This is a genomic window from Nonomuraea sp. NPDC048826, assembly GCF_043198225.1.
GTDB lineage: Bacteria > Actinomycetota > Actinomycetes > Streptosporangiales > Streptosporangiaceae > Nonomuraea.
This window is the reverse complement of sequence record NZ_JBICUQ010000001.1, coordinates 19,844-40,832: the sequence shown is the minus strand read 5'-3', so window position 1 is coordinate 40,832 and position 20,989 is coordinate 19,844. Positions and strand designations below refer to the sequence as shown.

Annotated in this window: 22 protein-coding genes, 1 tRNA gene and 1 pseudogene; 13 read left to right on the top strand and 11 right to left on the bottom strand. The window is 68.7% G+C overall.

Annotated elements, in window-relative coordinates:
- Both ACGFI7_RS00205 and cutA read left to right on the top strand, forming a co-directional pair.
- Positions 1 to 921: pseudogene (locus ACGFI7_RS00205) on the top strand (hypothetical protein); the annotation flags it as partial.
- 348 nt (positions 922 to 1,269) lie between these two features.
- The gene (gene cutA, locus ACGFI7_RS00200) at positions 1,270 to 1,602 is read left to right on the top strand and encodes a divalent-cation tolerance protein CutA (RefSeq protein ID WP_393399555.1); all 333 of its coding nucleotides are present in this window, start codon (positions 1,270 to 1,272) and stop codon (positions 1,600 to 1,602) included.
- Here the strand turns inward: cutA and ACGFI7_RS00195 are convergent.
- Complete coding sequence (locus tag ACGFI7_RS00195) at positions 1,568 to 1,915, bottom strand: hypothetical protein (protein WP_393397348.1); 348 nt, start codon at positions 1,913 to 1,915, stop codon at positions 1,568 to 1,570. The genes cutA and ACGFI7_RS00195 overlap by 35 nt on opposite strands.
- Positions 1,861 to 3,042, bottom strand: coding sequence for a helix-turn-helix domain-containing protein (locus tag ACGFI7_RS00190; RefSeq protein ID WP_393397345.1), 1,182 nt, complete (start codon positions 3,040 to 3,042; stop codon positions 1,861 to 1,863). Before ACGFI7_RS00190 ends, ACGFI7_RS00195 begins: the two co-directional genes overlap by 55 nt.
- A 143-nt stretch (positions 3,043 to 3,185) precedes the next feature.
- Here ACGFI7_RS00190 and ACGFI7_RS00185 point away from each other — a divergent pair, with 143 nt between their 5' ends.
- The 9 genes from ACGFI7_RS00185 (at position 3,186) to ACGFI7_RS00145 (ending at position 10,013) form a co-directional block, all read left to right on the top strand.
- Positions 3,186 to 3,362 carry a hypothetical protein gene (locus tag ACGFI7_RS00185; RefSeq protein ID WP_393397342.1) on the top strand — a complete coding sequence of 59 codons (177 nt, stop codon included), beginning with the start codon at positions 3,186 to 3,188 and terminating at the stop codon, positions 3,360 to 3,362.
- Complete coding sequence (locus ACGFI7_RS00180) at positions 3,362 to 3,643, top strand: hypothetical protein (protein WP_393397339.1); 282 nt, start codon at positions 3,362 to 3,364, stop codon at positions 3,641 to 3,643. Before ACGFI7_RS00185 ends, ACGFI7_RS00180 begins: the two co-directional genes overlap by 1 nt.
- A 97-nt stretch (positions 3,644 to 3,740) precedes the next feature.
- Complete coding sequence (locus tag ACGFI7_RS00175) at positions 3,741 to 4,472, top strand: GntR family transcriptional regulator (protein ID WP_393397336.1); 732 nt, start codon at positions 3,741 to 3,743, stop codon at positions 4,470 to 4,472.
- Between the two features lie 126 nt (positions 4,473 to 4,598).
- Positions 4,599 to 5,033: a plasmid replication, integration and excision activator gene (locus ACGFI7_RS00170; RefSeq protein WP_393397333.1), complete on the top strand. Its 435-nt coding sequence runs from the start codon at positions 4,599 to 4,601 to the stop codon at positions 5,031 to 5,033.
- A complete protein-coding gene (locus ACGFI7_RS00165) occupies positions 5,030 to 5,320 on the top strand; it encodes a hypothetical protein (RefSeq protein WP_393397330.1) in 291 nt (96 codons plus the stop codon). The genes ACGFI7_RS00170 and ACGFI7_RS00165 overlap by 4 nt, the downstream gene beginning before the upstream one ends.
- 85 nt (positions 5,321 to 5,405) lie before the next feature.
- The gene (locus ACGFI7_RS00160; protein ID WP_393397327.1) at positions 5,406 to 6,833 is read left to right on the top strand and encodes an FtsK/SpoIIIE domain-containing protein; all 1,428 of its coding nucleotides are present in this window, start codon (positions 5,406 to 5,408) and stop codon (positions 6,831 to 6,833) included.
- Positions 6,830 to 8,449, top strand: a complete 1,620-nt coding sequence (locus ACGFI7_RS00155; RefSeq protein WP_393397324.1) for a replication initiator — start codon at positions 6,830 to 6,832, stop codon at positions 8,447 to 8,449. Before ACGFI7_RS00160 ends, ACGFI7_RS00155 begins: the two co-directional genes overlap by 4 nt.
- Positions 8,446 to 8,637, top strand: a complete 192-nt coding sequence (locus ACGFI7_RS00150) for a helix-turn-helix transcriptional regulator (protein ID WP_393397321.1) — start codon at positions 8,446 to 8,448, stop codon at positions 8,635 to 8,637. The genes ACGFI7_RS00155 and ACGFI7_RS00150 overlap by 4 nt, the downstream gene beginning before the upstream one ends.
- On the top strand, positions 8,634 to 10,013 hold the full coding sequence (locus tag ACGFI7_RS00145) for a tyrosine-type recombinase/integrase (protein ID WP_393397318.1): 1,380 nt from the start codon (positions 8,634 to 8,636) through the stop codon (positions 10,011 to 10,013). Before ACGFI7_RS00150 ends, ACGFI7_RS00145 begins: the two co-directional genes overlap by 4 nt.
- A 235-nt stretch (positions 10,014 to 10,248) precedes the next feature.
- Here ACGFI7_RS00145 and ACGFI7_RS00140 read toward each other — a convergent pair.
- Positions 10,249 to 10,333: transfer RNA gene (locus tag ACGFI7_RS00140), tRNA-Tyr, on the bottom strand.
- A 226-nt stretch (positions 10,334 to 10,559) separates the two neighbouring features.
- Between ACGFI7_RS00140 and ACGFI7_RS00135 the strand changes: the two genes are divergently transcribed.
- Positions 10,560 to 11,060, top strand: coding sequence for a YajQ family cyclic di-GMP-binding protein (locus tag ACGFI7_RS00135; protein WP_393397315.1), 501 nt, complete (start codon positions 10,560 to 10,562; stop codon positions 11,058 to 11,060).
- Positions 11,061 to 11,177: 117 nt separating this feature from the next.
- On the opposite strand, the gene ACGFI7_RS00130 is transcribed toward ACGFI7_RS00135, so the two are convergent.
- The 3 genes from ACGFI7_RS00130 to ACGFI7_RS00120 all read right to left on the bottom strand — a co-directional run bounded on the left by ACGFI7_RS00130 (position 11,178) and on the right by ACGFI7_RS00120 (position 15,793).
- Complete coding sequence (locus ACGFI7_RS00130; protein ID WP_393397312.1) at positions 11,178 to 12,056, bottom strand: CPBP family intramembrane glutamic endopeptidase; 879 nt, start codon at positions 12,054 to 12,056, stop codon at positions 11,178 to 11,180.
- A gap of 348 nt (positions 12,057 to 12,404) precedes the next feature.
- Positions 12,405 to 13,283, bottom strand: a complete 879-nt coding sequence (locus ACGFI7_RS00125; protein WP_393397309.1) for an FAD binding domain-containing protein — start codon at positions 13,281 to 13,283, stop codon at positions 12,405 to 12,407.
- A complete protein-coding gene (locus tag ACGFI7_RS00120) occupies positions 13,280 to 15,793 on the bottom strand; it encodes a molybdopterin-dependent oxidoreductase (protein ID WP_393397306.1) in 2,514 nt (837 codons plus the stop codon). Before ACGFI7_RS00120 ends, ACGFI7_RS00125 begins: the two co-directional genes overlap by 4 nt.
- A gap of 94 nt (positions 15,794 to 15,887) precedes the next feature.
- Here ACGFI7_RS00120 and ACGFI7_RS00115 point away from each other — a divergent pair, with 94 nt between their 5' ends.
- On the top strand, positions 15,888 to 16,445 hold the full coding sequence (locus ACGFI7_RS00115) for a TetR/AcrR family transcriptional regulator (protein ID WP_393397303.1): 558 nt from the start codon (positions 15,888 to 15,890) through the stop codon (positions 16,443 to 16,445).
- Positions 16,446 to 16,449: 4 nt separating this feature from the next.
- Here the strand turns inward: ACGFI7_RS00115 and ACGFI7_RS00110 are convergent, their stop codons facing one another.
- From ACGFI7_RS00110 to ACGFI7_RS00090, 5 genes are read right to left on the bottom strand one after another with little or no spacing between them, the layout of a single operon-like run.
- Positions 16,450 to 17,136 (bottom strand): response regulator transcription factor, encoded by a 687-nt coding sequence (locus tag ACGFI7_RS00110; protein ID WP_393397300.1) that lies wholly within the window; start codon positions 17,134 to 17,136, stop codon positions 16,450 to 16,452.
- Positions 17,137 to 17,158: 22 nt separating this feature from the next.
- The gene (gene pstB, locus ACGFI7_RS00105; RefSeq protein WP_393399553.1) at positions 17,159 to 17,986 is read right to left on the bottom strand and encodes a phosphate ABC transporter ATP-binding protein PstB; all 828 of its coding nucleotides are present in this window, start codon (positions 17,984 to 17,986) and stop codon (positions 17,159 to 17,161) included.
- A 30-nt stretch (positions 17,987 to 18,016) separates the two neighbouring features.
- Entirely contained in the window at positions 18,017 to 18,907 is an 891-nt protein-coding gene (gene pstA / locus ACGFI7_RS00100) for a phosphate ABC transporter permease PstA (protein WP_393397297.1), read from the bottom strand.
- Positions 18,907 to 19,830, bottom strand: a complete 924-nt coding sequence (gene pstC, locus ACGFI7_RS00095; protein ID WP_393397294.1) for a phosphate ABC transporter permease subunit PstC — start codon at positions 19,828 to 19,830, stop codon at positions 18,907 to 18,909. Before pstC ends, pstA begins: the two co-directional genes overlap by 1 nt.
- Positions 19,831 to 20,823, bottom strand: coding sequence for a PstS family phosphate ABC transporter substrate-binding protein (locus ACGFI7_RS00090; protein WP_393397291.1), 993 nt, complete (start codon positions 20,821 to 20,823; stop codon positions 19,831 to 19,833).
- Positions 20,824 to 20,989 lie beyond the last annotated feature (166 nt).

Genomic DNA, 20,989 nt, shown 5'->3' with positions numbered 1-20,989 from the left:
CGAGAAGGGTTCCAAGCACAAGGCGAGGTCCGCCTCCTCGGGGCTCGCGTAGCCGGTCAACTCGACTTCAGCGGTGCGCGCCTGACCAACCCGAAAGGGAATGCCCTCAACGCCAACCAATTAGTCGTCGAGGGAGACATGCTCTGCCGAGAAGGATTCCAGACAGAAGGCACAGTCCGCCTCTCCGGGGCTCGCGTAGCCGGTCAACTCAGCTTCAATGGTGCCCGTCTAACAAACCCTAAGGAGGTCGCCTTGCGGTGCGTGGATGCAGAGGTTGCCTCATTGTGGATGGCAGAGGGTTTCGCTGCTGACGGAGACGTAGACCTCAGCGGTATGCGGGTGCGCACGTTGTTCGATGATCCCGCGTGCTGGCCGGCCAGCATGGATGTCAACGAGCTTGTGTACAGCGATCTGGAGCCAGACCTGCCTGCCCGGGAGCGGTTGCGCTGGCTGAGGGCGGGGGGAAAGGAGTATAGGGCTCAGCCGTACGAGCAGTTGGCGGCGTACTACCGGCGTCAAGGGCACGATGAGGAGGCTCGGCGGGTGCTACTGGCCAAGCAGCGTCGCCACCGCGCATCGCGCCCCTGGTATGCCAGGATCTGGGGCTATCTGCTCGACGGCATGGTTGGTTACGGCTACCGGCCGGGGCGGGCCGCGTTGTGGATGCTGGGTCTGGTGGCAGCGGGGAGTGTCTTCTTCACTGACCACCAGCCGCAGCCGATCAAGGATGGTGAGCATCCCCTCTATCAGCCGGTGCTGTACACGGCAGACGTACTCTTGCCGATCATCAATCTGGGCCAGGAAAACGCCTTCAAACACCAGGGTCTGGCTCAGTGGGTGGCATCCGTGTTAATCGTGCTGGGATGGGTCCTCGCCACAGCCCTCATAGCGGGCATCACTCGTGTCCTGACCCGTAACTGACTCGCTACGTCGCCGGGCAGACATGACTACGGCGATCGACCACGATGTCTCGGGGAGCCAGGGTGAGGAACGAACCCTGGCTCGTCGATCGCCCCTAACCCGAACGGCGACCAGCCATGCAGTGGCGATCGTAGAGCTGCATCTGTGCGGCGGCGCGGCAACTGCGGTCGGCGCGTACGGTGGGTACGGCGGGGTCGGCGTGCGGTGCCCGGCCCGGTGTCCCGCCGCCGTCCGGGACCGGCCCCCAGGCCGCACGCCCGGACGGCGGGCGGGCGGAGGGCCGGGGGTACGGCTGCGCGCCGCGCCGCCGCTTGATCCCTACAAGAACAATTCGGCAGTGTGATCGCCATGGCCGAACTCCTTGAGGTCCACGTAACCGCGCCGGATCGTGATGTGGCCGAGCGGATCGCCTCGGCGGTGGTGGCTGAACGCCTGGCCGCCGCAGCACAGCTCGTCGCTCCGATCACGTCCGTCTACTGGTGGCGTGGGGAGATCAACCGGGCTGATGAGTGGTTGTTGTTCATGAAGACCACGGCGGAGCGGTTCGACGAGCTCACCGCAGCGATCCGGGAACTGCACCCTTACGAGGTGCCGCAGATCTTCGCCGTTCCTCTGGTGGCCGGGACGGCGGATTACCTGGAGTGGATCAGGCGGGAGACGAGCCCAGAGCCCGGCGCGTAGAGATCAGGTCACCGAGCAGTTCGCGAGCGGCGAGGTCCTGCTGACTTGCGAGCGCCTTCTCTACGGTGCCCAGGTGTTGCAGGCCCCACGTCGACTCGGTCCGCTGGTCCGAGTCCAGAGCACGGCGAGCGTAGGTGACGCCGGTCGGGATGTCGCCGATCTGGAACTGAGCCTGGGCAACGTCGGCGTAGATGACGGCGATGCGTTTGTGATCGCCGTCATCGTCGAGCGAGCTGAGAGCCTGCTGTCCGGCCGCGATCACATGGCGTTCGTCGCCCAACCGAACCTGAACGGAGAGCTGGAAGGCGGCCATGCGCCCGGCGTCCAGGAAGCGGGTCCAGGCGCGCTCTCGATGCGGGCGGGAGCGGTCGAAAGCCTCTTCCGCCTGACGTAGCCGTTCCGCGGCTTGCCTGTCCCCCAGCGTGGCGAGGTGCTCGGCCTCCAGGCAAAGCAGCCATGCCCGGTGGCGTCGTCGCCCTGGGCCGGTAGGAACTGCTGCGCTTGTCGTACCGCCTCCGTAGCGGCCCGGCCCTCCAGCATGTACGAGCGGTAGGCATGGGTGCATGCCTGGATGATCGGGTGCCCGCTCTCCTTGGCCGCGAGAGCAGAGACGCGGTCGAATGCTGCCGACTGCGCGGGCCGCTTGAGGTCCCAGGCCAGCCAGGATGCCAGCGTCGCCGCTTCCCCGGCTGTGGCGGCGAGTCTGCGGCGGAACCGTTCGGGCGCTCCCTGGAGAAGGGTGCTCAGCTCGTTGAGGTGGCTGGTCAGTCCTTGGTAGAGGGCGCTGGCGGGGAGTTCGTACTCCAGCCGGTGGAACCCGATGGTCCGGGCTTCGAGGCGTTCGACGGTGTCCTCGTCGAGCACCTGGGGGCCGGCAAGGGCTCGGGTGAGGCGTTCCCAGGGGTCGGTGACGGAGGCGGCGGCTTCGGCGGTCAATCCGGCCGCGAGCAGGAGCATCGTTCGGCGGTCCACGTGTGCGTCCAGCCTTCCCACGATCCAGGCCAGCGTCAGCACGTCAACATCAAGCAGGTCGGTGCTCTGGCGCGGGCTGACAACAAGTTCGACTTGTTCCACGCTAAGAAGGCCGCTTGCTGGTGTTCCATCCCGTGGCGGGATGGGTGCTGGCGGGATCGGGGTGCCGGTGATGACGCGCGGAGCCAGACCGAGAGTCATCCGCGCCGGGTCCGGCAGTCGCAGGCCCTCGGCGATGCGCTCGAACACCTCGAATGAGGTGACCTGGACGGCGCCGTTCATGATCTCGCTGACTTTGCCCTGGCTGAGGCCGACGGCGACGCCGATGCGGGTCTGGCTGACGCCTGCGTACTGGCGGACGAGCCGGAAGAGGTGGCCGATGTCGCGAATTGTGAGTGCGGTGAGCATTTCGGGGCGTTGCCACAGGTCAGCCGGTACGACGACCGGTTCGGCCCCGTCTGCGGGCATCTGCCGTTTCCCCTTGCGTCCTTGGACTGCCGGTGACTCCACCGTCACGGCTCGCAGTCATCCCGTCAAGGGATAACACCCATCCCGTCCAGAGATCTCGGCTCGGGATGGGCTGTCTCCGTCCAGGTCAAGACGCTTGTCCCATGACTGCGAACAAGCTGCTGACACGTGAGAGGTGCCGCGCCTGCCGGGGCAAGGGCTGGCGCTGGGTGAGGGCCAGCCGCGCTGACGCGCTGCGCCGTATCGACGGCACCACGGTTGATCTTGCCCAGGTTGATTGCTTCGAGTGCTCCGGCGTGGGCGGAAAGCGGGCCGCGTGATGGAGATCGTCACTGACTGCGTGACCCCGCACGTGCCCAGGACGCTGCCGGATCACATGGAGATCGTGTGGCTCGACAGGCTTCGGGCGGAAGACCGTGTACGGGTGATCACTTGGACCTGTGACTGCCAGGCCGTCTACTACGAGTTGTGTCACGCCGCCGGGCGGGCGTACATCCGGCGTACTCTGCGCAAGGACGGCACGGTTCACGAGACGTACCGCTGGCTGTTCCGCGAGGCCGCGCAGGTCTGGGACGCGCTGCTGCTCGGCCACGCTCGATAGGCGGGGTACGGCTTTCTGACTGATCCAGGGGTTGCCTAAGCTACCTGCGCTGATAGCCTGCTTGGCTAGACAGGCATGGTGATTGCGGGGCTTCCTGATGTCATTCGAATACACGCCTCCGAAGTACGCCCAGTTGATCGCGGAGCTGGAAAGACGCATCGACTCGGGCGAGTACCCGCCCGGCTCCATGCTGCCCAGCGAGCATCAGCTCATGGCCGAGTTCGGCATGGCCCGGCCGACCGTGGTCAAGGCGCTCGGCGTGCTGCGGGACCAAGGCTGGATCGTCACCCACCAGGGCAAGGGCCGTTTCGTGCGCGGTCGCCCGGCCATTCCCACCGGCCAGCAGGTACGGACCGGGCGGGAGCTGCTGGAGCGCAAGGAAGTCCAGGTCTCCAGTCGGCTGCTGACGGCCGAAGAGGTGCAGGCGCCCAACAGGATCGCTGCCTATCTCAACCTCAAGCCCGAGTCCGCGGTGGTGCTGCGCCGGTCGCTGGTCGAGCATGACGGCGAGCCCACCGAGATCTCCTCGACGTGGCTGCCGGTCGAGGTGGCGTCCGGAACGCCGCTGATCGAGCCGGAGGAGTTGAAGCAGGGCATTCGCCGGTACGTCGAGAGCGCTGCCGGCACTTCGCTGGACCACATGATCGAGCACGTCACCGCGCGGAATCCGACCAAGGAGGAGTCCAGCCTCCTGGACGTGAAGCCCTCCGCCGCACTGCTCACCGTCTACGCCGTCGCCTGCGATGCCACCGGCAAGCCGTGGGTCGTGGTCGAGTCCGTGCTTCCCGGTGATCGGCATGAACTAGAGGACGCGTATCCGATCCGGTAACTCCGGATTTCTTTACCTTCTGAGCCCACTTGGCCTACTTGACTGGCCAAGTGGGCTCAGTGCTTAATAGAGCCACAACTTGGTCAGTCAAGGTGGCTGACCGCGCAAGACAAGGAGGTTCGCACCATGGCAATACAAGGCCCCATCCCCGTCACATACGCCCAGGTCTTCCCGCACGGCTGCTACAGCGTCGGGGACGTCGAGCCGGTCAAGGACTTCGAGGCATCAACCAACGGCCGGTTCGTCCAGGCGCGGGACAAGCAGACGGGCGAACTCGTCTGGCAGATCCCCGTCATGGACGCCGACCCGACGCTCAAGGCCGCACAGAAGACCGTGGCCGTGAAGATCCTGAGCCCGGTTCAGCCGGTGCCCCCGGCTCCCGTCGCAGGGCTGCCGTTCACGCCGGTCGAGTTCGACGGCATGACCGTCACCCCGTACGTCAACGGCTCCGGACGGCTCGCCTACTCCATCAAGGCCCGGCAGATGCTCGCGCCCCGCACCACCACCGCACCCGCCACCGCCAACGCCAAGTCCAGCAGCAAGGAGGCCGCTGCCGCATGACCGGTTCCAGCTACACCACGATCAGCATCAAGCCCGACGCCGAACCCCGCATCGGGGTCTCCATCCACCCGGACAAGCTGACCAAGGTCGATTACTACGCCGCCGACCAGCACACCTGCGTCTTCCTCTGCATCCGCCACGGCGCCTGCCAGGTGTTCATCAGCACCACCAGCGACACCGAGATCACCGGCGAACACCTGAGGTTCGCCAACGAACTGGTCGAAGCGGCCACCAGCTTCCTGGCCGACTGCGAGCGCCTGCACGCCGAGCAGAACGCGGCGGCCTGACCGATGAAAGCGGGGCCGCTGGAACTGGTCCTTCCGGCGGCCCCTTCTTCTCCCCTGACGCCAATCACGAGAGGAGTTCAGCCTAATGTTCAAGAAGCTCCCCGGCGACGAGACGCGCAACCTCGTCACCACCACGCCGGACACCGCCGTCGTCTTCCGTCCCGCCGTGGTGAAGACCCCGGCCATCCTCACTCTGCTCGTCTTCGCCTACCGGTTCCTCGTCGCCCTCGTGCGTACGGTGTGGCGGCATCCCGTGGCCGTTGCCATTCCCGTGAGCCTCGGGGTCGTCTGGCTGCTCTATGACTGGCCGCTGGCCGTCTCCTTGTTCGGGCTCGTCGTCCTGGCGCTGCTCGGCTGGGCCTTCACCGACCGAGCATCCTTCGCCCGCCTAATCGGCTGGCGGCTGTTGGCCTGGTGGCGGCTCGTCTCCGTCTACCGCCGTCACTGGCAGCCCGTCATGCACATCTCCGGCCTCGCCCGGCGCGTCCACGGCCGCGACTACCTGCCCCGGCTCGTCCGCGTCCAGTGCGACGGCTGGGCCGACCGGATCACCGTCCGCATGCTCAAAGGCCAAGCCGTCAAGGACTGGTCCGACCGCACCGACAACCTCGCCCACGGCTTCGGAGCCACCTCATGCCGCGTCGCGCTCATCAAGGGCGGCCTGTTGCTGCTCACCTTCCCGCGCAGCGACCCGCTGGCCGCCCCGATCCCGGCGCTGCCCATCCCGGATGAGCCGACCGTGGGACCGGTCGAGATCGGCAAGCAGGAAGACGGCAAGCCGCTGCGGCTCAAGGTGCATGGCACCCACGTCCTGATCGCCGGAGCCACCGGGGCCGGCAAAGGCTCCTTCTTGTGGGACACCATCCGCGGTCTGCTCCCCGCCATGCGGGCGGGCCTGGCTGAGGTCTGGGCGCTCGACCCGAAGCTGATGGAGCTGTCCTACGGCCGCGAGCTCTTCCAAGGCCGCTACGCCGCCGACCCGGCCGACTGCGCCGACCTGCTCGACGAGGCCGTCACCGTCATGCACAAGCGCGCCGCCCGCTTCGCCGGTCTCCAGCGCTGCCACGTCCCGACTATCGAGGACCCGTTCGTCCTGGTCCTCGTCGATGAAGTGGCCTTCCTGACCGCCTACCAACCCGACAAGCAACTCAGGCACCGCCTCTCCGCCGCCTTGGCCACGCTCGCCACCCAAGGCCGCTCGGTCGGTGTCGGCGTCATGGCCGCACTCCAGGACCCACGCAAGGAGGTCATGAACATCCGCAACCTGTTCCCCGACAAGATCGCCCTGCGGCTCGACGAATCCGAGCAAGTGGACATGGTCCTCGGCGACGGCGCCCGCGACCGGGGAGCACTCGCCGACCACATCTCCCCCATCCCCGAGCAAGGAGCCGGGGTCGCGTACATGCGTCTGGAGACCTCACCCGAACCCATCCGCGTCCGCGCCGCCTACGTCTCCGACACCGACATCCGCCAGATGGTCACCCTGTTCACCGAGCGAGGTGAGGCCGCATGACGAACCCGCACGACCGCTCCCTGCCCCGCGCCGTCCGGCTCGCCATGCCGCTCGCCCAGGACGTCGTCGAGGAGATCGCCAAGCAACACGGCGTGTGCATCCGACCCGTCCCGCTCAAGCGGCTCGACACCCACACCGGACAGTGGGAGATCGTCGATGTCCCCTGCGGCTCGCCGATGGAAGCCAAGTGCCCTCCGTGCGCCAAGCGCAACCGGCACCTGCGCATGGCCCAATGCCGCGAGGGCTGGCACCTCGACGAAGAACCCGCCATCATACCGGACGAGCCGAATGAGGAACAACGCTGGCTGGTCGAGTTCCGCGCCGACGTCCAGGCCCAGCGCGACGACGCCGACAAGGCCGGTGCCGACACCACCGAGCTGGACGCGCTCATCGAGGGCCTGGACGAAGAGATCAACAACGCCGGAATGCGCGGCAACGTCCTCGGCCGCACCGCCCCGAAGCGCACCCGTTCGACCAAGCGGCGACAAGACGCACCCGACCTGCCCAAGCGCACGATGACCAACACCACCCTCGGCCGGACCTTCCAGGCCCCGGACGGCAAGACCTACCGGCCGTCGCTGTTCGTCACGCTCACCCTGCCCTCCTACGGCAAGATCCGCGACGGGGTGCCCGTCGATCCCGAGACGTACGACTACCAGCGAGCGGCCCGGGACGCGCTGCACTTCTCCAAGCTGATCGACCGGTTCGTGCAGAACCTACGCCGCGTCGCGGGCTATGACGTGCAGTACTTCGCCACCGTCGAACCTCAGAAGCGGCTCGCCCCGCACCTGCACATGGCCATCCGCGGGACCCTTCCGCGTGCGGAGATCAAGCAGATCGCCGCCGCCACCTACCATCAGGTCTGGTGGCCCCAGGCCGACAAGGTCGTCTTCGACGGCGAGCACCTGCCCATCTGGCAGGACGGGGCCGGCTACCTCGACCCGGCATCCGGCGAACTCCTGCCCACCTGGGACGAAGCCCTCGACCAGCTCGACACCGACGAGGACGCCGAGCCGCTGCACATGATCCGCTTCGGCGATCAGGTGGACGTCAAAGGCGTCCTGTCCGGAACCCCGGACGCCGACCAGTGCATCCGCTACCTGTCGAAGTACCTGACCAAGAGCCTCGGTCAATCCCTCGACGGCGGCCAAGCCCAGCAGCAGCACACGGCCCGGTTCGTCGATGCCCTGCGCTACGAGCCCTGCTCGCCCACCTGCGCCAACTGGCTGCGCTACGGCATTCAGCCGAAGGGAGCCAAGGCCGGGATGATGCCGGGCCGCTGTCGGAGCAAGGCGCACAAGCCCGAACACCTCGGCTACGCGGGCCGTCGTGTCCTGGTCTCTCGCAAGTGGTCCAACAAGACCCTCGCCGAGCACAAGCAGGACCGCCGTACCTGGGTCTTGGAAGCTCTCGGACAGACTGACCAGCCCACCGACCCACACCGCTACGTCTGGCGCCCCGTCCCGGCCGGAGACGCCAACGTGCCGCCGCTGTCGGCACGGCTGTTGCGATCCGTACGAGAACGCCAACGCTGGCGCGCTCATATGGCCCAACTCGAAGCTCAAGCACAGGGCCAAGATCTTTCGGCAACTGAGCAGACAGGGAGGGCGGCATGAGCAGGCGCAATGAACTTCTCACCGTCGCCCAAGTCCTCGAAGAACTCGGCGGCGTCTCCCGTCGCACCTTCTACCGCTGGCGCGAGATCGGCAAGGCACCGAAGGGCATCCGCCTGCCCAACGGCGAACTCCGCATCTACCGCAACGACCTCGAATCCTGGCTCGAATCCCTCCGGAGCGCAGCATGACGACCTCGTACGACGTGAAGTTCTGGGAGATCCGCCGAAACAAGTCCAGCAAGTCCCCCTCCTATGAGGCGCGCTGGAAGGTCGGCGGCCGGGAGAAGTCCAAGACGTACAAGACCAAGGCCCTCGGCGAGAGCTTTCTGTCCGACCTGCGGCAGGCGGCGAGACGCGGTGAGGCGTTCGACCTGGAGACCGGTCTTCCTGAGTCGATGATCAAAGCCAAGGACGCGAGGACCGTCCTCGACTTCGTGAAGGCGTACGTGGAAGCGCGCTGGCCGCACGCGGCTGCCAAGAGCCGTGACAGCATGTCCGACGCCCTGGCGACGGCTCTCCCAGCGTTGACGACGGATAAGGCGGGGCGACCGGATGCTGCCCTCCTCCGTACAGCCCTGCGCCAGTATGTCCTGCTGCCTGAGGACAAGCGACGCGCGATGCCTGCTGACATCGCGCGGGCCGTCCGCTGGCTGGAAGCGGCATCGCTCAACATGGAAGACCTCAACGAGACCAAGGCCGTACGCCCGGCCCTCGATGCGCTCGCGCTCCGCCTCGACGGCAAGCAGGCCGGTGCCAACACGATCAGGCGGAAGCGCGCTGTCCTGCACCACGTCTTCGAGTACGCGGTGGAGCTGGAAGAACTGCCGTCCAACCCGCTGCACCGGATCAAGTGGAAGCTTCCGAAGACGACCGAGACCGTGGATCCGCGGGTTGTGGTCAACCCTCGTCAGGCCAGGGAACTCCTCGTCGCGCTCACCTACGTCGGCAAGCGCCAGCGCAACGGGAAAGGACGGGGCCGGCGGTTGATGGCCATGTTCGCCTGCATGTACTTCGCCGCTCTCCGGCCCGGCGAGGCGGTCAGTCTCCGTGAGCAGGACTGCTGTCTCCCGCCCGAGGGCTGGGGACGGCTCACCCTCGACGGCTCCCGCCCTGAGGTGAACCGCCGGTGGACCGACACGGGCGACGCTCACGAGCTGCGCGGTCTCAAGCATCGAGGCGAGGATGACGTCCGCAGGATCCCGATCCCTCCGGAACTGGTCAAGATCCTTCAGCAACACATCGCAGAGTTCGGCGTCGCCCCTGACGGGCGGCTGTTCCGTAGCGAACGCGGCGGCGTGGTCGCCTCGACGGCCTACACCGAGGTCTGGCAGGAAGCCCGCGCCCTGGCTCTCACGCCCGCCCAGGTCGCCTCACCGCTCGCCCGGCGGCCCTACGACCTTCGGCACGGGGCCGTCTCGCTCTGGCTCAACGGCGGCGTACCGGCTCCGGAGGTAGCTGCCCGTGCCGGTCACGGCGTGGATGTCCTGCTCCGCGTCTACGCCAAGTGCATCGACGGCCAGGAGGACATCGTCAACCAGCGGATCGCGAACGTACTGATCGCATGAGATCACGAACAGCACCACTCGAAGGGCTCCGGCTTCCCCGGGGCCTTTCGGCGTTGCAGGGCCGTGTCATCCCGCACATACTCCGGATCATGGGCCTCGACCTGGGGAAACGCCCCCGAATCCATCCCGCGTATATCCCGTGACCACCGACAAACGGCCGCTCAGGGCTGCATCCGGCTGCACACCCCTGAAACGCAGAAGAGGCCCCTAAGGGCCTCTGACCTGCTGTTACTGCTGGTGGCAGGTGCAAGGTTCGAACTTGCGTAGGCTGAGCCGACGGTTTTACAGACCGCTCCCTTTGGCCACTCGGGCAACCTGCCGTGTCTTCCGCTCTCGCGGCGACAGACAGAAGAATAGCGGACTTCTGCAGTGCACGTGACACCACTTTGTCCTCGCGTGAGTCGTCCTCACCTCCCGGGGCGGGACCGCCGGGTGTTGTCCACAGGGGGTGGAGGTGGTCCTGCAAGGGGCGGCGATGCTGGCTAGGCTCGTTCGCTGGGGTGCGTTCGGAGGCGGACGCTCACCGATGGTGACGCAGCTGAGAGGATGTGCGCTTTGGCGGATTCATCGTTCGACATCGTGAGCAAGATCGACCGGCAAGAGGTCGACAACGCGCTCAACCAGACCGTGAAGGAGATCGGGCACCGCTTCGACTTCAAGGGCACGGGGGCGAGCATCAGCTGGTCCGGTCAGGACCATATCGAGATCAAGGCCAACAGTGAGGAACGGGCGGGCGCCGCGCTCGACGTGTTCCAGGAGAAGGTCATCAAGCGGGGTCTCTCGCTGAAGATCCTCGACGCGGGTGAGCCGAAGCTGTCCGGCAAGGAATACAAGATGCTGGTCGCCCTGAAGGAGGGCATCGACCAGGAGCACGCGAAGAAGATCTCGAAGATGATCCGCGACGAGGGGCCCAAGGGCGTCAAGGCGCAGATCCAGGGTGAGGAGTTGCGGGTCAGCTCCAAGAAGAAGGACGACCTTCAGGAGATCATCTCCCTGCTCAAGGGCAAGGATCTCGACATCGCTCTCCAGTTCACCAATTACCGGTAGCGGAGCGGGGCGCGAGGCCGGACTCGGTCATCGCGCTCCCCGCCGGCACCGTACACGACCTCGGGCTACGTATTCGGGCTTCCCTCTGCCGATGTACGCGACCCCGGCGGCAGGTCGTCACGAGGTGATGAGCAGGCCGAGGTCGAGGCCGAGTTCCGGGGCGCAATGGAGGAGGAACGCGGGCCAGATGCTGCCCGTCCGGTTCCGGATCCAGCCGTACGCCAGCCCCATGACGACGGCGAACAGGCCTCCGGCGAGATCGAGGCTCCAGACGCCTGACGGGTCCACGAGGATGCCGTGGCCGAGTCCGAAGACGACGCTGGTGATCACGATGCCCCAGCCGACGGGGGCGCCGAGCACGGTGCGGGGGGTGCCCAGGGCGTGGTCGAGCACGGCGAGCATGGCGCCGCGCCAGATCAGTTCCTCGGTCAGGTTGGGGATCGTCCCGTCGTACGCCCATTCTTCGGCGCTCACCGGGGTCAGGGTTCCGGGCTGAAGCGCGACGGAGACCGCCGCCAGCGCGGCGAACAGCGCGAGGACGCCGACGATCGTGATGAGGGCGGGGCGGGTGGAGCCGGGCTCGAGCCGCCAGCGGAGGCCTGCTTCGGTGCGCGCCCAGCGCCAGAGCACGGCGAACAGGAGAGAGACCCAGATCAGGTCGATGATCTTGCCCTGCCAGGGGCGTTCCAGGGGGCCGAAGAGAGGCAGCGGGGGAAGTCTCGACGCGAGGGCCGTGAGCAGGATGAAGGACGCGACGACCGCTACACCGCGCCGGCCCTCTCGGGAGCCGAGGGCCGGCAGCGCGATCACGACCATTCCGGCGATGAGCGCGGCGCCCCAGGCTGTGCCGATGGCGATGCTGCGTGCCAAGGTTCCCAGGTCGGCGGAGGCGATCAGGAGGTGCGCGGCGCAGACGGCTGCGAGCGGCACCAGGACGGGGACCACCCATCGAGCTGTCTGGGTGGGACGGACAGGCGGCTCATCGAGGGGGGTCATATGAAATCAACGTATATCGCCGGAAGATTCGACGTGGGCTGTCAGGTCATCAGGGGTCCGGCTTCAGCAAGGCGGGCGCAGGCAGGGCGGGCGCAGGCAGGGCAGGCGTAGGCGCTGACCGGTCGAAGTCATCGGCGGCCGTAGATCGCGTGGCCGTCGTGGTGAGGCCATCGCCGACGCGGCCGCCGACCGCAGCCCAGCAGGACGGGCGCGGCACCGTACAGGAACAGCGGAAGGAGGGCGGAGGAAGCTGCAAGCCCGGGTACAGCGGTGGGGGCGGAGGACAGCCACCACCCCCAGCGGCTGATCACTCGCCGCCCGCCCGTTCCAGCACCTCCCAGCGGCTGATCACCCGCCGCCCGCCCGTTCCAGCACCTCCAGCACCGTGGCCGTCAGCAACGTGACCTTGTACCCGTTCGACCCCGTCGGCGTGCATCGCTCCGCCGCCCGCCCCGCGGCCGCCTCCATCGACTCCCCCGCCTTGAGCGCCTCCTCGACCTCCGGCAACCGCAGCGGTACGCGGGCGACGCCGCCGACGCTCACGGCGGGCGTGCCGTCCGGGACAATGCGCGCCACGGCCTCCACCAACGGCCATTCGGCCTCGGACCGGCTGGTGGCGCGGTGGTAGGCGGCCCGTTCGCCGGCGGCGGGCGGCGGCAGGTGGACCGCGCGGAGGATCTCGCCGGGTTCGAGCAGATGGTCGCGGGTCGGGTCGGGGCCGTACAGCTCCCCGACGGGGATGGGACTCCTGCCGTGCACCTCGGCCAGGGCGTCGTAGGTCAGCAGTGCCATCGCCAGGGACGACGGGTGCGGGGCGACGCACGGGCTGGTGTCGATCACGGCGGAGTAGAGGCTGAGGCCGGCGCGGGCCGGGCAGGTGTCGCCGCCGTTCTGATAGCAGGAAAAGGCTGGATTGCGGAAGTACCAGCAGCGGTTGCGCTGGAGCAGGTTGCCGCCGAGGGTCGCCACGGCGCGGATCTGCGGGGTGGCCAGCGCCTCGGCCGTCAGGGCCAGCGCGGGGTAGGCGGCGCGGAGCCGTTCGTCGCGGGCGATCTCGGCGACGGTGGTCAGCGCGCCGAGGTGGGCGGAGCCGTCCGGCTGCCAGGTCACGCCCGACAAGTCGGGCAGGCCCCCGAGGTCCACGTACGGTCCGGTACGGGGCCGGCTCATCAGGTCGGTGCCCCCGGCGCGGAGTTCGCCGTGCGGGGGGATCTCCAAGATGGTCACGCGTTGATCCCTTCGAGGAGTCGGTCGGGGCGGATGGGCAGGTCGCGGGGGCGCCAGCCGGTGGCGTGGTGCACGGCGTTGGCGACGGAGGCGGCGACGCCGATCGTGGAGACCTCGCCCAGGCCGACGCCGCGGCCGTTGACGTGGTCCCAGCCGTCCTGGTGGAAGTGGATGGTCATCTCCGGGGTGTCGCCGATGCCGGGGATGCGGTAGTCCTCCAGGTTCGCGGTGAGGACGGTTCCGGTCACGGGGTCGACGTGGCGCTCCTCGTACAGGGCGTAGCCGATGCCCTGGACGATGCCGCCCTCGCACTGGTTGCGGGCGGGGCGTTCGGCGTAGATGCGGCCGGCCGCGATGCCGCCCCAGACGCGCAGTGGTCTGACCGTGCCCATGCGGGTGTCCACCTCGACCTCGGTGACGTGGACGGCGCCGCTGAAGCCGCGGCCGAGCGCCATGCCGCTCATGGCGAACGGGGTCACGTAGCCGCCGCGGTCGCGTCGCCGCTTGCCGACCACCTTGGCGCCGGGGGTGATGCCCTGGGCGCGCAGCCGGCGGGCGGCGTCGCGTGCGGCGGGGGCCACCGACGTGGTGGAGCGGCTGCCGAGGGCGGCCGGTCCCGGCACGGTGTCCGACCTGCCGATCTCGACGCGGATCCGGTCGGCGGGGAGGCCGAGTTCCTCGCGCAGGACGCCGGCGATGACGCTGCGGACGCCGGTGCCGATGTCCTGGGTGGCGGTGCGGGCGACCACCACGTCGCCTTCCACCTCCAGCTCGACCTGGGTGCCTGGGCTGAGCGCGTAGAACCAGTTGGCGGCGGCCACGCCGACGCCGCGGCGGAAGCGGCCGGTCTGCGAGCCGGCGCGCGGCCTGTCCCGCCAGAGGGGCAGTTCCGCCGCCCGGTCGTAGAGTGCGCGTCGTTTCGGGTTGCCGTCCCAGCGGCGGCGCAGCGCGATCGGGTCCTCGTCCAGCCGGTGGGCCATCTCGTCGACGGCCTGTTCCAGGGCCCACAGCAGGGGCGGGGCGCCGGGGCCGCGGAACGGCGAGCCCGGGGGTTCGTTCGTGACGACGTCGAAGTCGCGCAGCCGCCGGGGCGCGGTCCCGTACACGAGGCGGGCGTGCAGGGCGACGGCGGAGCCGACGGACACGCCGCCGTGGCTGTGCACGTCGACGGCGAGGGCCGCCAGGTCGCCCTTGTCGTCGGCGAGCAGGGCGAGGTCGGTCCTGCTCCCGGGCCGGTTGCCGGCGGCCGTGAGCTCCTCGGCGCGGCTGAGCACGACCCGCACCGGGGCCCCGCAGGCGCGGGCGAGCTCGACCGCGGCGACCGTCTCCACGGTGATGCCCCCCTTGGCCCCGAACCCGCCGCCGACGTGCTCGGCGACGACGCGTACCCGGTCCTCGTCGAGCTTCCAGCGCTTGGCGGCCTGTTCGGCGACCATGGCCACCGCCTGCGTGGACAGGTGCAGGTGGAGGTCGCCGCGCTCGTCCCAGCGGGCCACGCACGCGTGCGGCTCCAGCGGCGTGTGGACCTGCACGGCGGTGGTGTACGTGCCCGTCACCAGGCGCGGGTCGGCGCGCCGCCGCGCGTCGTCGATGCGTTCGGCCGCGGTGCCGCCGCGCCGGCTCGCCCGGGTGAACGGCCCGCGTACGTTGCCGTTCCAGCCGCCGGGCAGCGTGACCCCTTCGCTGGAGGACGGGGCGTCCTTCCTGCTCCGCTCGTCGTAGACCGGCGGCGCGTCGGGCGCGTGGTCGAGCGCGGCCGGGAGCGGCTCGTAGCCGATCCGGGCGGCTCCGGCGACGGCCAGCGCCTCCCTGCGCGTCGGCGCGGCGACGGCGGCGATCGGCTGGCCCGCGTACCGGACGACCCGGTCGGGCGGCAGCAGGTCGACCGTGGTCGCGCCGTCCACCTCGACCGAGGTGACCCGGGCGTGCGCCCGGGTCGAGCGGATGATGACGCCTTCCCACTGCCCGTCGTGCCGGATGTCGGTGGTGTAGCGGGCGCGGCCGGTGACCTTCTCGAACGCCTCGACGCGGGCGGGGGTCGTGGGGCCGGCGTCGTGCTCGCCCCGGCAGGCGGCCGCGATGGCGGCGTGGATCCCCTCGTACGCGCCGCAGCGGCACAGGTGGCCGGCCATGGCGGCGGCGATCCGCTCGCGCGGCGGCGCGACGTCGCCGTGCTCGGCACGCCAGGCGTCCACGAACGCGGCGGCCTCCACCACGAATCCGGGCGTGCAGTAGCCGCACTGCAGGCCGTCGTGGGCCATGAACGCGCGCTGCACCGGATGGTCCAGTCCCTCGGCGGTGCCGACGGCGCGTCCTTCGACGGCGGTGGCCGGCAGCAGGCAGCTCGCCTGCGGCGTGCCGTCCACCGTCACCGTGCACGCGCCGCAGACGCCGGTACGGCAGACCGCCTTGGGCCCGGTGATCCCGAGGCCGTCGCGCAGGACGTCCACCACCACGTCGTCCGGGCCGGCGTCGACCTCGGTGGGCTCGCCGTTCACTATGATCTTCATGTCACTCCTGCTGACGCCGTCAACATCGGATGTTGACAGTGTCAGCACATATGCTGACGTTGTCAACAGAGGAGGTCGTGAGAGGGTGGGGTCCATGGTGGACGACACCAGGAACAGGCTGATCGAAAGCGCCCTGAGCCTGCTGCGCGACGAGGGCCTCGACGCCGTGACGTTGCGCGCGGTCGGCGAGGCGGCCGGCCTGTCCAGAATGGCGCCCTACCGGCACTTCGCCGACAAGACCGCCTTACTCGCGGCCCTCGCCGCCCGGGTCATCAGCGACCTCAGCACCCATATCGCCACCGCCGTCCTCGCCCACACCGGTCACCAGGAGCGGCTGCGCGCCTTCTACTCCAGCTATGTCGAGTACGCGGAGACGCATCGGGAGGAATACCGGCTGGTCTTCTCCTCGGCGTTCGCCGCGGGCGACCATCCGGAGATGGAGACGGCGATCGACGACGTGATGAGCGCGCTCAGCCTCGACATGGCCGATCACGGGCCCGGCACCAAAGCGGCGATGATGGCCCTGATCTCCACCGCCCACGGTCTCGCCGAGCTGGCCACGGCCGGGCATTTCGCACACAAGGCCATCAGCCGGCAGGACGTCATCGACCTCATCATCAACGGCCTCGGCAGGCTCGACGAGCGTACGTGACCGGTCAGGCCGGGGCGACCAGGCGGTAGCCGACGCCGCGGACGGTCCTGATCAGGGCGTCGTCGGTGTCGCCGAGCCGGGCCCGCAGGCGTTTGACGTGCACGGCGATCGTGTTCGTGGGCACGTCGTCGCCCGAGGCGTGCCAGACGTGCCGCATGATCTGCTCCCGGGTGACGGTCCTGCCGAGGTTGCGCATCAGGTAATGGAGCAGCTCGAACTCGCGCAGCGGCAGGTGCACGGCCCGGCCCGCGACCCGTACCTGGTAGGCGTGCGCGTCGAGCTCGACGTCGCCCACGGTGATGACCCGGCCCGACTCCCCCGTCGCCGCGGCCTGGATCAGGGGCAGCAGTTCGGGCAGCCGGTACGGCATGGCCACGCAGGCGGTCGCCCCCGCCGAGAGCGCCTGCACGGCCAGTTCCGCGTGCCCCTCGCCGACGCCCAGGAGCACCGGCATGGGATGGCTGATGCGGATCGTCCTGACGAAGTCCACGGCGCTGATGAGCGGCAGGGACGCGCTCACCAGCAGCACGTCCGGGCGGAGCACGCCCGTCTGGATGAGCGCCTGGGCGCCGTCGGGCACGCCCGTGACCTCCACACCCTCGCGGCCGAGCGCTTCCGCGAGCACCTCGACCTTCGCCGTGTCAGGATCGGCCACCAGCAGCAGCGGCACCGAGGGCGCCCCCTGGATCACCCGGGTCCTCCTCTGCGCCGGATCACCCGAAGCGGCCGGTGATGTAGTCCTCGGTGCGCTTGTCGGCCGGGTTCGTGAAGATGCGGCTGGTCTCGTCGAACTCCACCAGCCGGCCGTGCCGCTCGCCCTTGTCGTCGACCTCCGCGGTGAAGAACGCGGTGCGGTGCGAGACGCGGGCGGCCTGCTGCATGTTGTGCGTGACGATGACGATCGTGTAGTCGCGGGCCAGCTCCTGCATCAGGTCCTCGATCTTGGTGGTGGCGATCGGGTCGAGCGCGGAGCAGGGCTCGTCCATCAGGATGACCTCGGGCTTGACCGCGATCGCCCGCGCGATGCACAGCCGCTGCTGCTGGCCGCCGGAGAGCGACAGCGCGTTCTGCTTGAGCTTGTCCTTGACCTCGTCCCAGAGCGCCGCCCGGGTGAGCGCCTCCTCGACGAGGTCGTCCATCTTGCCCTTCATGCCGTTGACCCGGGGGCCGTAGGCGATGTTGTCGTAGATGGACTTGGGGAACGGGTTCGGCTTCTGGAAGACCATGCCGATGCGCCGCCGCACCTCGATCGGGTCCACGTGGTCGCCGTAGAGGTCCTCGTCGTGGTAGAGGATCCTGCCGGCGGCGCGGGCGCCGGGGATGAGGTCGTTCATCCGGTTGAAGCAGCGCAGGACGGTGCTCTTGCCGCAGCCGGACGGGCCGATCATGGCGGTGATCTCGCGGTTGCCGATGGTCAGGTCGACGCCGCGGACGGCTTCGTACGCGCCGTAGAAGACGCTCAGGCCCGACACGGTGAACACCGGGTCGAGAGACTCGATCGTACGGGGGGCGCCGGCGGGGTTGACCGTGATGTTCTTCATGGGGGTTTCTGTCTCGCTCATTTTCTTCCCTCACCAGCGCTTCTGGTAGCGGTTACGGAGCCAGATGGCGGCGGAGTTCATCAGCAGCAGGATCGCCAGCAGGACCACGATCGCCGCGGCGGCCAGGAAGTGGAATCCCTCCCGCGACTGGGAGATCCAGTTGAAGATCTGGATCGGCAGGACCGTGTAGCTGGCCAGGATGCCGTCCGGGTTGAAGCGGATGAAGGAGACCGCGCCCAGCATCAGCAGCGGCGCCGCCTCGCCGATCGCCCGGGAGAGGGCCAGGATGGAGCCGGTCGCGATGCCGGGGACGGCGGCGGGCAGCACCTGGCGGGAGATGGTCTGCCACTGCGTCGCGCCCAGGGCCAGGGAGCCTTCGCGGATGGACGGCGGGACCGCGCGGATCGCCTCCCGGGAGGCGATGATCACCACCGGCAGCACCAGCAGGCCGAGCGTGATCGCCGCGGTGATGACGCTGAACCCCAGCCCGAACGAGCGGGCGATGATGCCCAGCCCCAGGATGCCGTAGACGATCGACGGGACCGAGGCGAGGTTCTGGATGTTCAGCTCGATGATCCGGTTCCACCAGCGGGTCTTGTCCGCGTACTCCTCCAGGTAGATCGCGGCCGCGATGCCCGTCGGGAGGGTGAGGACCGCGGTCAGCGAGATGACCCAGAGCGTGCCCGTGATGGCGGACTGCGCGCCGGCGATCTCGGGGTCGCGGATCGACGGCATGTTCTCCCACAGGCGGGAGTCGAGCCGCGGCCATCCTTCGACGAGGACGTAAGTGAGCAGGGCGGCCAGGAAGACGAACGCGATCGCCAGGCTCGACAGCAGCGCGATCCTGAACAGGTGCTCCCGGATCGGCTGCCCCTGACCGGCCAGCCGCACGGCCGAGCGCGGGGTGGAGAGAACGGCCATCACTCGTACACCTCACGGAATTTCCGCACCAGGCGGGCGCTGACGACGTTCATCGCCAGCGTCATCACGAACAGCAGGGAGCCGACCGCGAAGATGGTGTTGTAGTCGACGGTGCCGACCGGCACGTCACCCGACCCCGCCTGGGCGATGAACGCGGCCATGGTCTGCATCGCCTTGCCGATGTCGAGGGTGAGGTTGGGCTGCCCGCCGCCCGCCATGTAAACGATCATCGTTTCGCCCGCGCCGCGCGAGATCGCCAGGATGACGGCCGCCACGATGCCGGAGAAGGCCGCCGGCAGCACCACGCGGAGCGAGGTGACCATCTTCGAGGCGCCCAGCGCGTACGAGCCCTCGCGCAGACCGGCCGGGACCGCGGACATCGCGTCCTCGGAGAGCGAGGCGACGATCGGGATGATCATGAACCCGACCACCAGCCCCGCGCTCAGCGCGTTGAAGATCTCGATCTCGAACGGCAGGACGCCGCGCAGCAGCGGGGTGATGAAACTCAGTGCGAAGAACCCGAAGACCACGGTCGGAATGCCGGCCAGGACCTCCAGGGTCGGCTTGCAGACCTTCCTGACCCGGGGCCTGGCGTACTCCGACAGGTAGATGGCCGCGGCCAGCCCCAGCGGCACGGCCACCAGCACCGCGATGCCCGTCGTGATGAGCGTCGCGCTCACCAGGGGCAGCACACCGTAGGCGGGCGGCTCGAACAGCGGGCCCCAACTGGTGGAGGTGAAGAACTCCACCACGCTGACCTCGGCGAAGAACCTGATGGTCGGCTCTACCAGCGACACCACGATCCCGATCGTGGTCGCGACGGAGACCAGCGCCGCCAGCAGGAGTATCGCCTTGATGACCGCCTCGCCGTGCCGCGGGCGCGACCGCGCCAGGGACGCGGTCGCCGAATCTCGCACGGTCATCTAGCCCTGCTTCAGGGCGTCGAGGTCGGTCTTGAGCTTGGCCTCCTGCTCGGAGTTGAGCGGGATGTACTTGGCGTCCGTGGCGATCCTGCCGATGTTGGCCACGTAGAAGTCGAGGAAGGCCGCCACCTCGGGGCGCTTCGCCGCCTTGACCGACGGGTAGACGAACAGCGGCCTGGCCAGCGGGGTGTAGGTGCCGTTCTGCGCGTTCTCGGCGCTCGGAGCCACACAGCCCTCGCCGGAGTCGATCTCGACGGCCTTCAGCTTGTCGGCGTTCTCCTCGAAGTAGGTGAAGCCGAAGTAGCCCAGTCCGCCCTTGGTGCCGGTCACGCCCTGGACGATGATGTTGTCGTCCTCGCTGGGGTTGTAGTCCTTGCGGCTGGCGCCTTCCTCACCGTTGATCTCGTCGGTGAAGTAGTCGAAGGTGCCGGAGTCGGTGCCCGGGCCGAAGAGCTTCAGCGGCTCGTCGGGGAACTTGGCGTCGACCTGCTTCCAGCTGGTGATCTTGCCTTCGGCGCCCGGCTCCCACATCTTCTTGAGCTGCTCGGTGGTGAGGCAGTTCGCCCAGGTGTTCTCCTTGTTCACCACGACGGTGAGGGCGTCGGTGGCGACCGTGAGCTCCGCGAACGTGACGCCCTTGGACTCGCAGGCCGCCTTCTCCTCGTCCTTGATCGGGCGGGAGCCGTTGGAGATGTCGGTCTCGCCGTTGCAGAACTTCTCGAAGCCGCCGCCGGTGCCGGAGGTGCCGACGGTCACGTTGATCTTGGGCTGTTCCTCGGCGAAGAACTCGGCGGCGGCGCTCGTCAACGGAGCCACCGTGCTCGAACCGTCCGCCTTGACCTGCCCGGCCAGTTCGTCCCCCGCGTTCGTGCTCGTGCTCGCGGTGCCTTCCCCGGCGGGCGGAGTGGTGTTGGTGCCGCCACAAGCGGCGGAAAGAGCCACGACGATGGCGGCCGTCGCCGCCGCGCTGAGGCGGCGCTGTCCACTGGTCACGGTGTGCGTCCTTCTCCGTAGAGATCCGTTCTCGATACGCCTCGATAGAACCGGTCCAAAGTGAACAGACGGAGAACGGGCCATGACCACAACCGGAAAGCGTGGATCGAAGCGTATGAACCCTTGGTATGAGATACACGCCGGCCTGGCCGTCACGCGGGGGTCA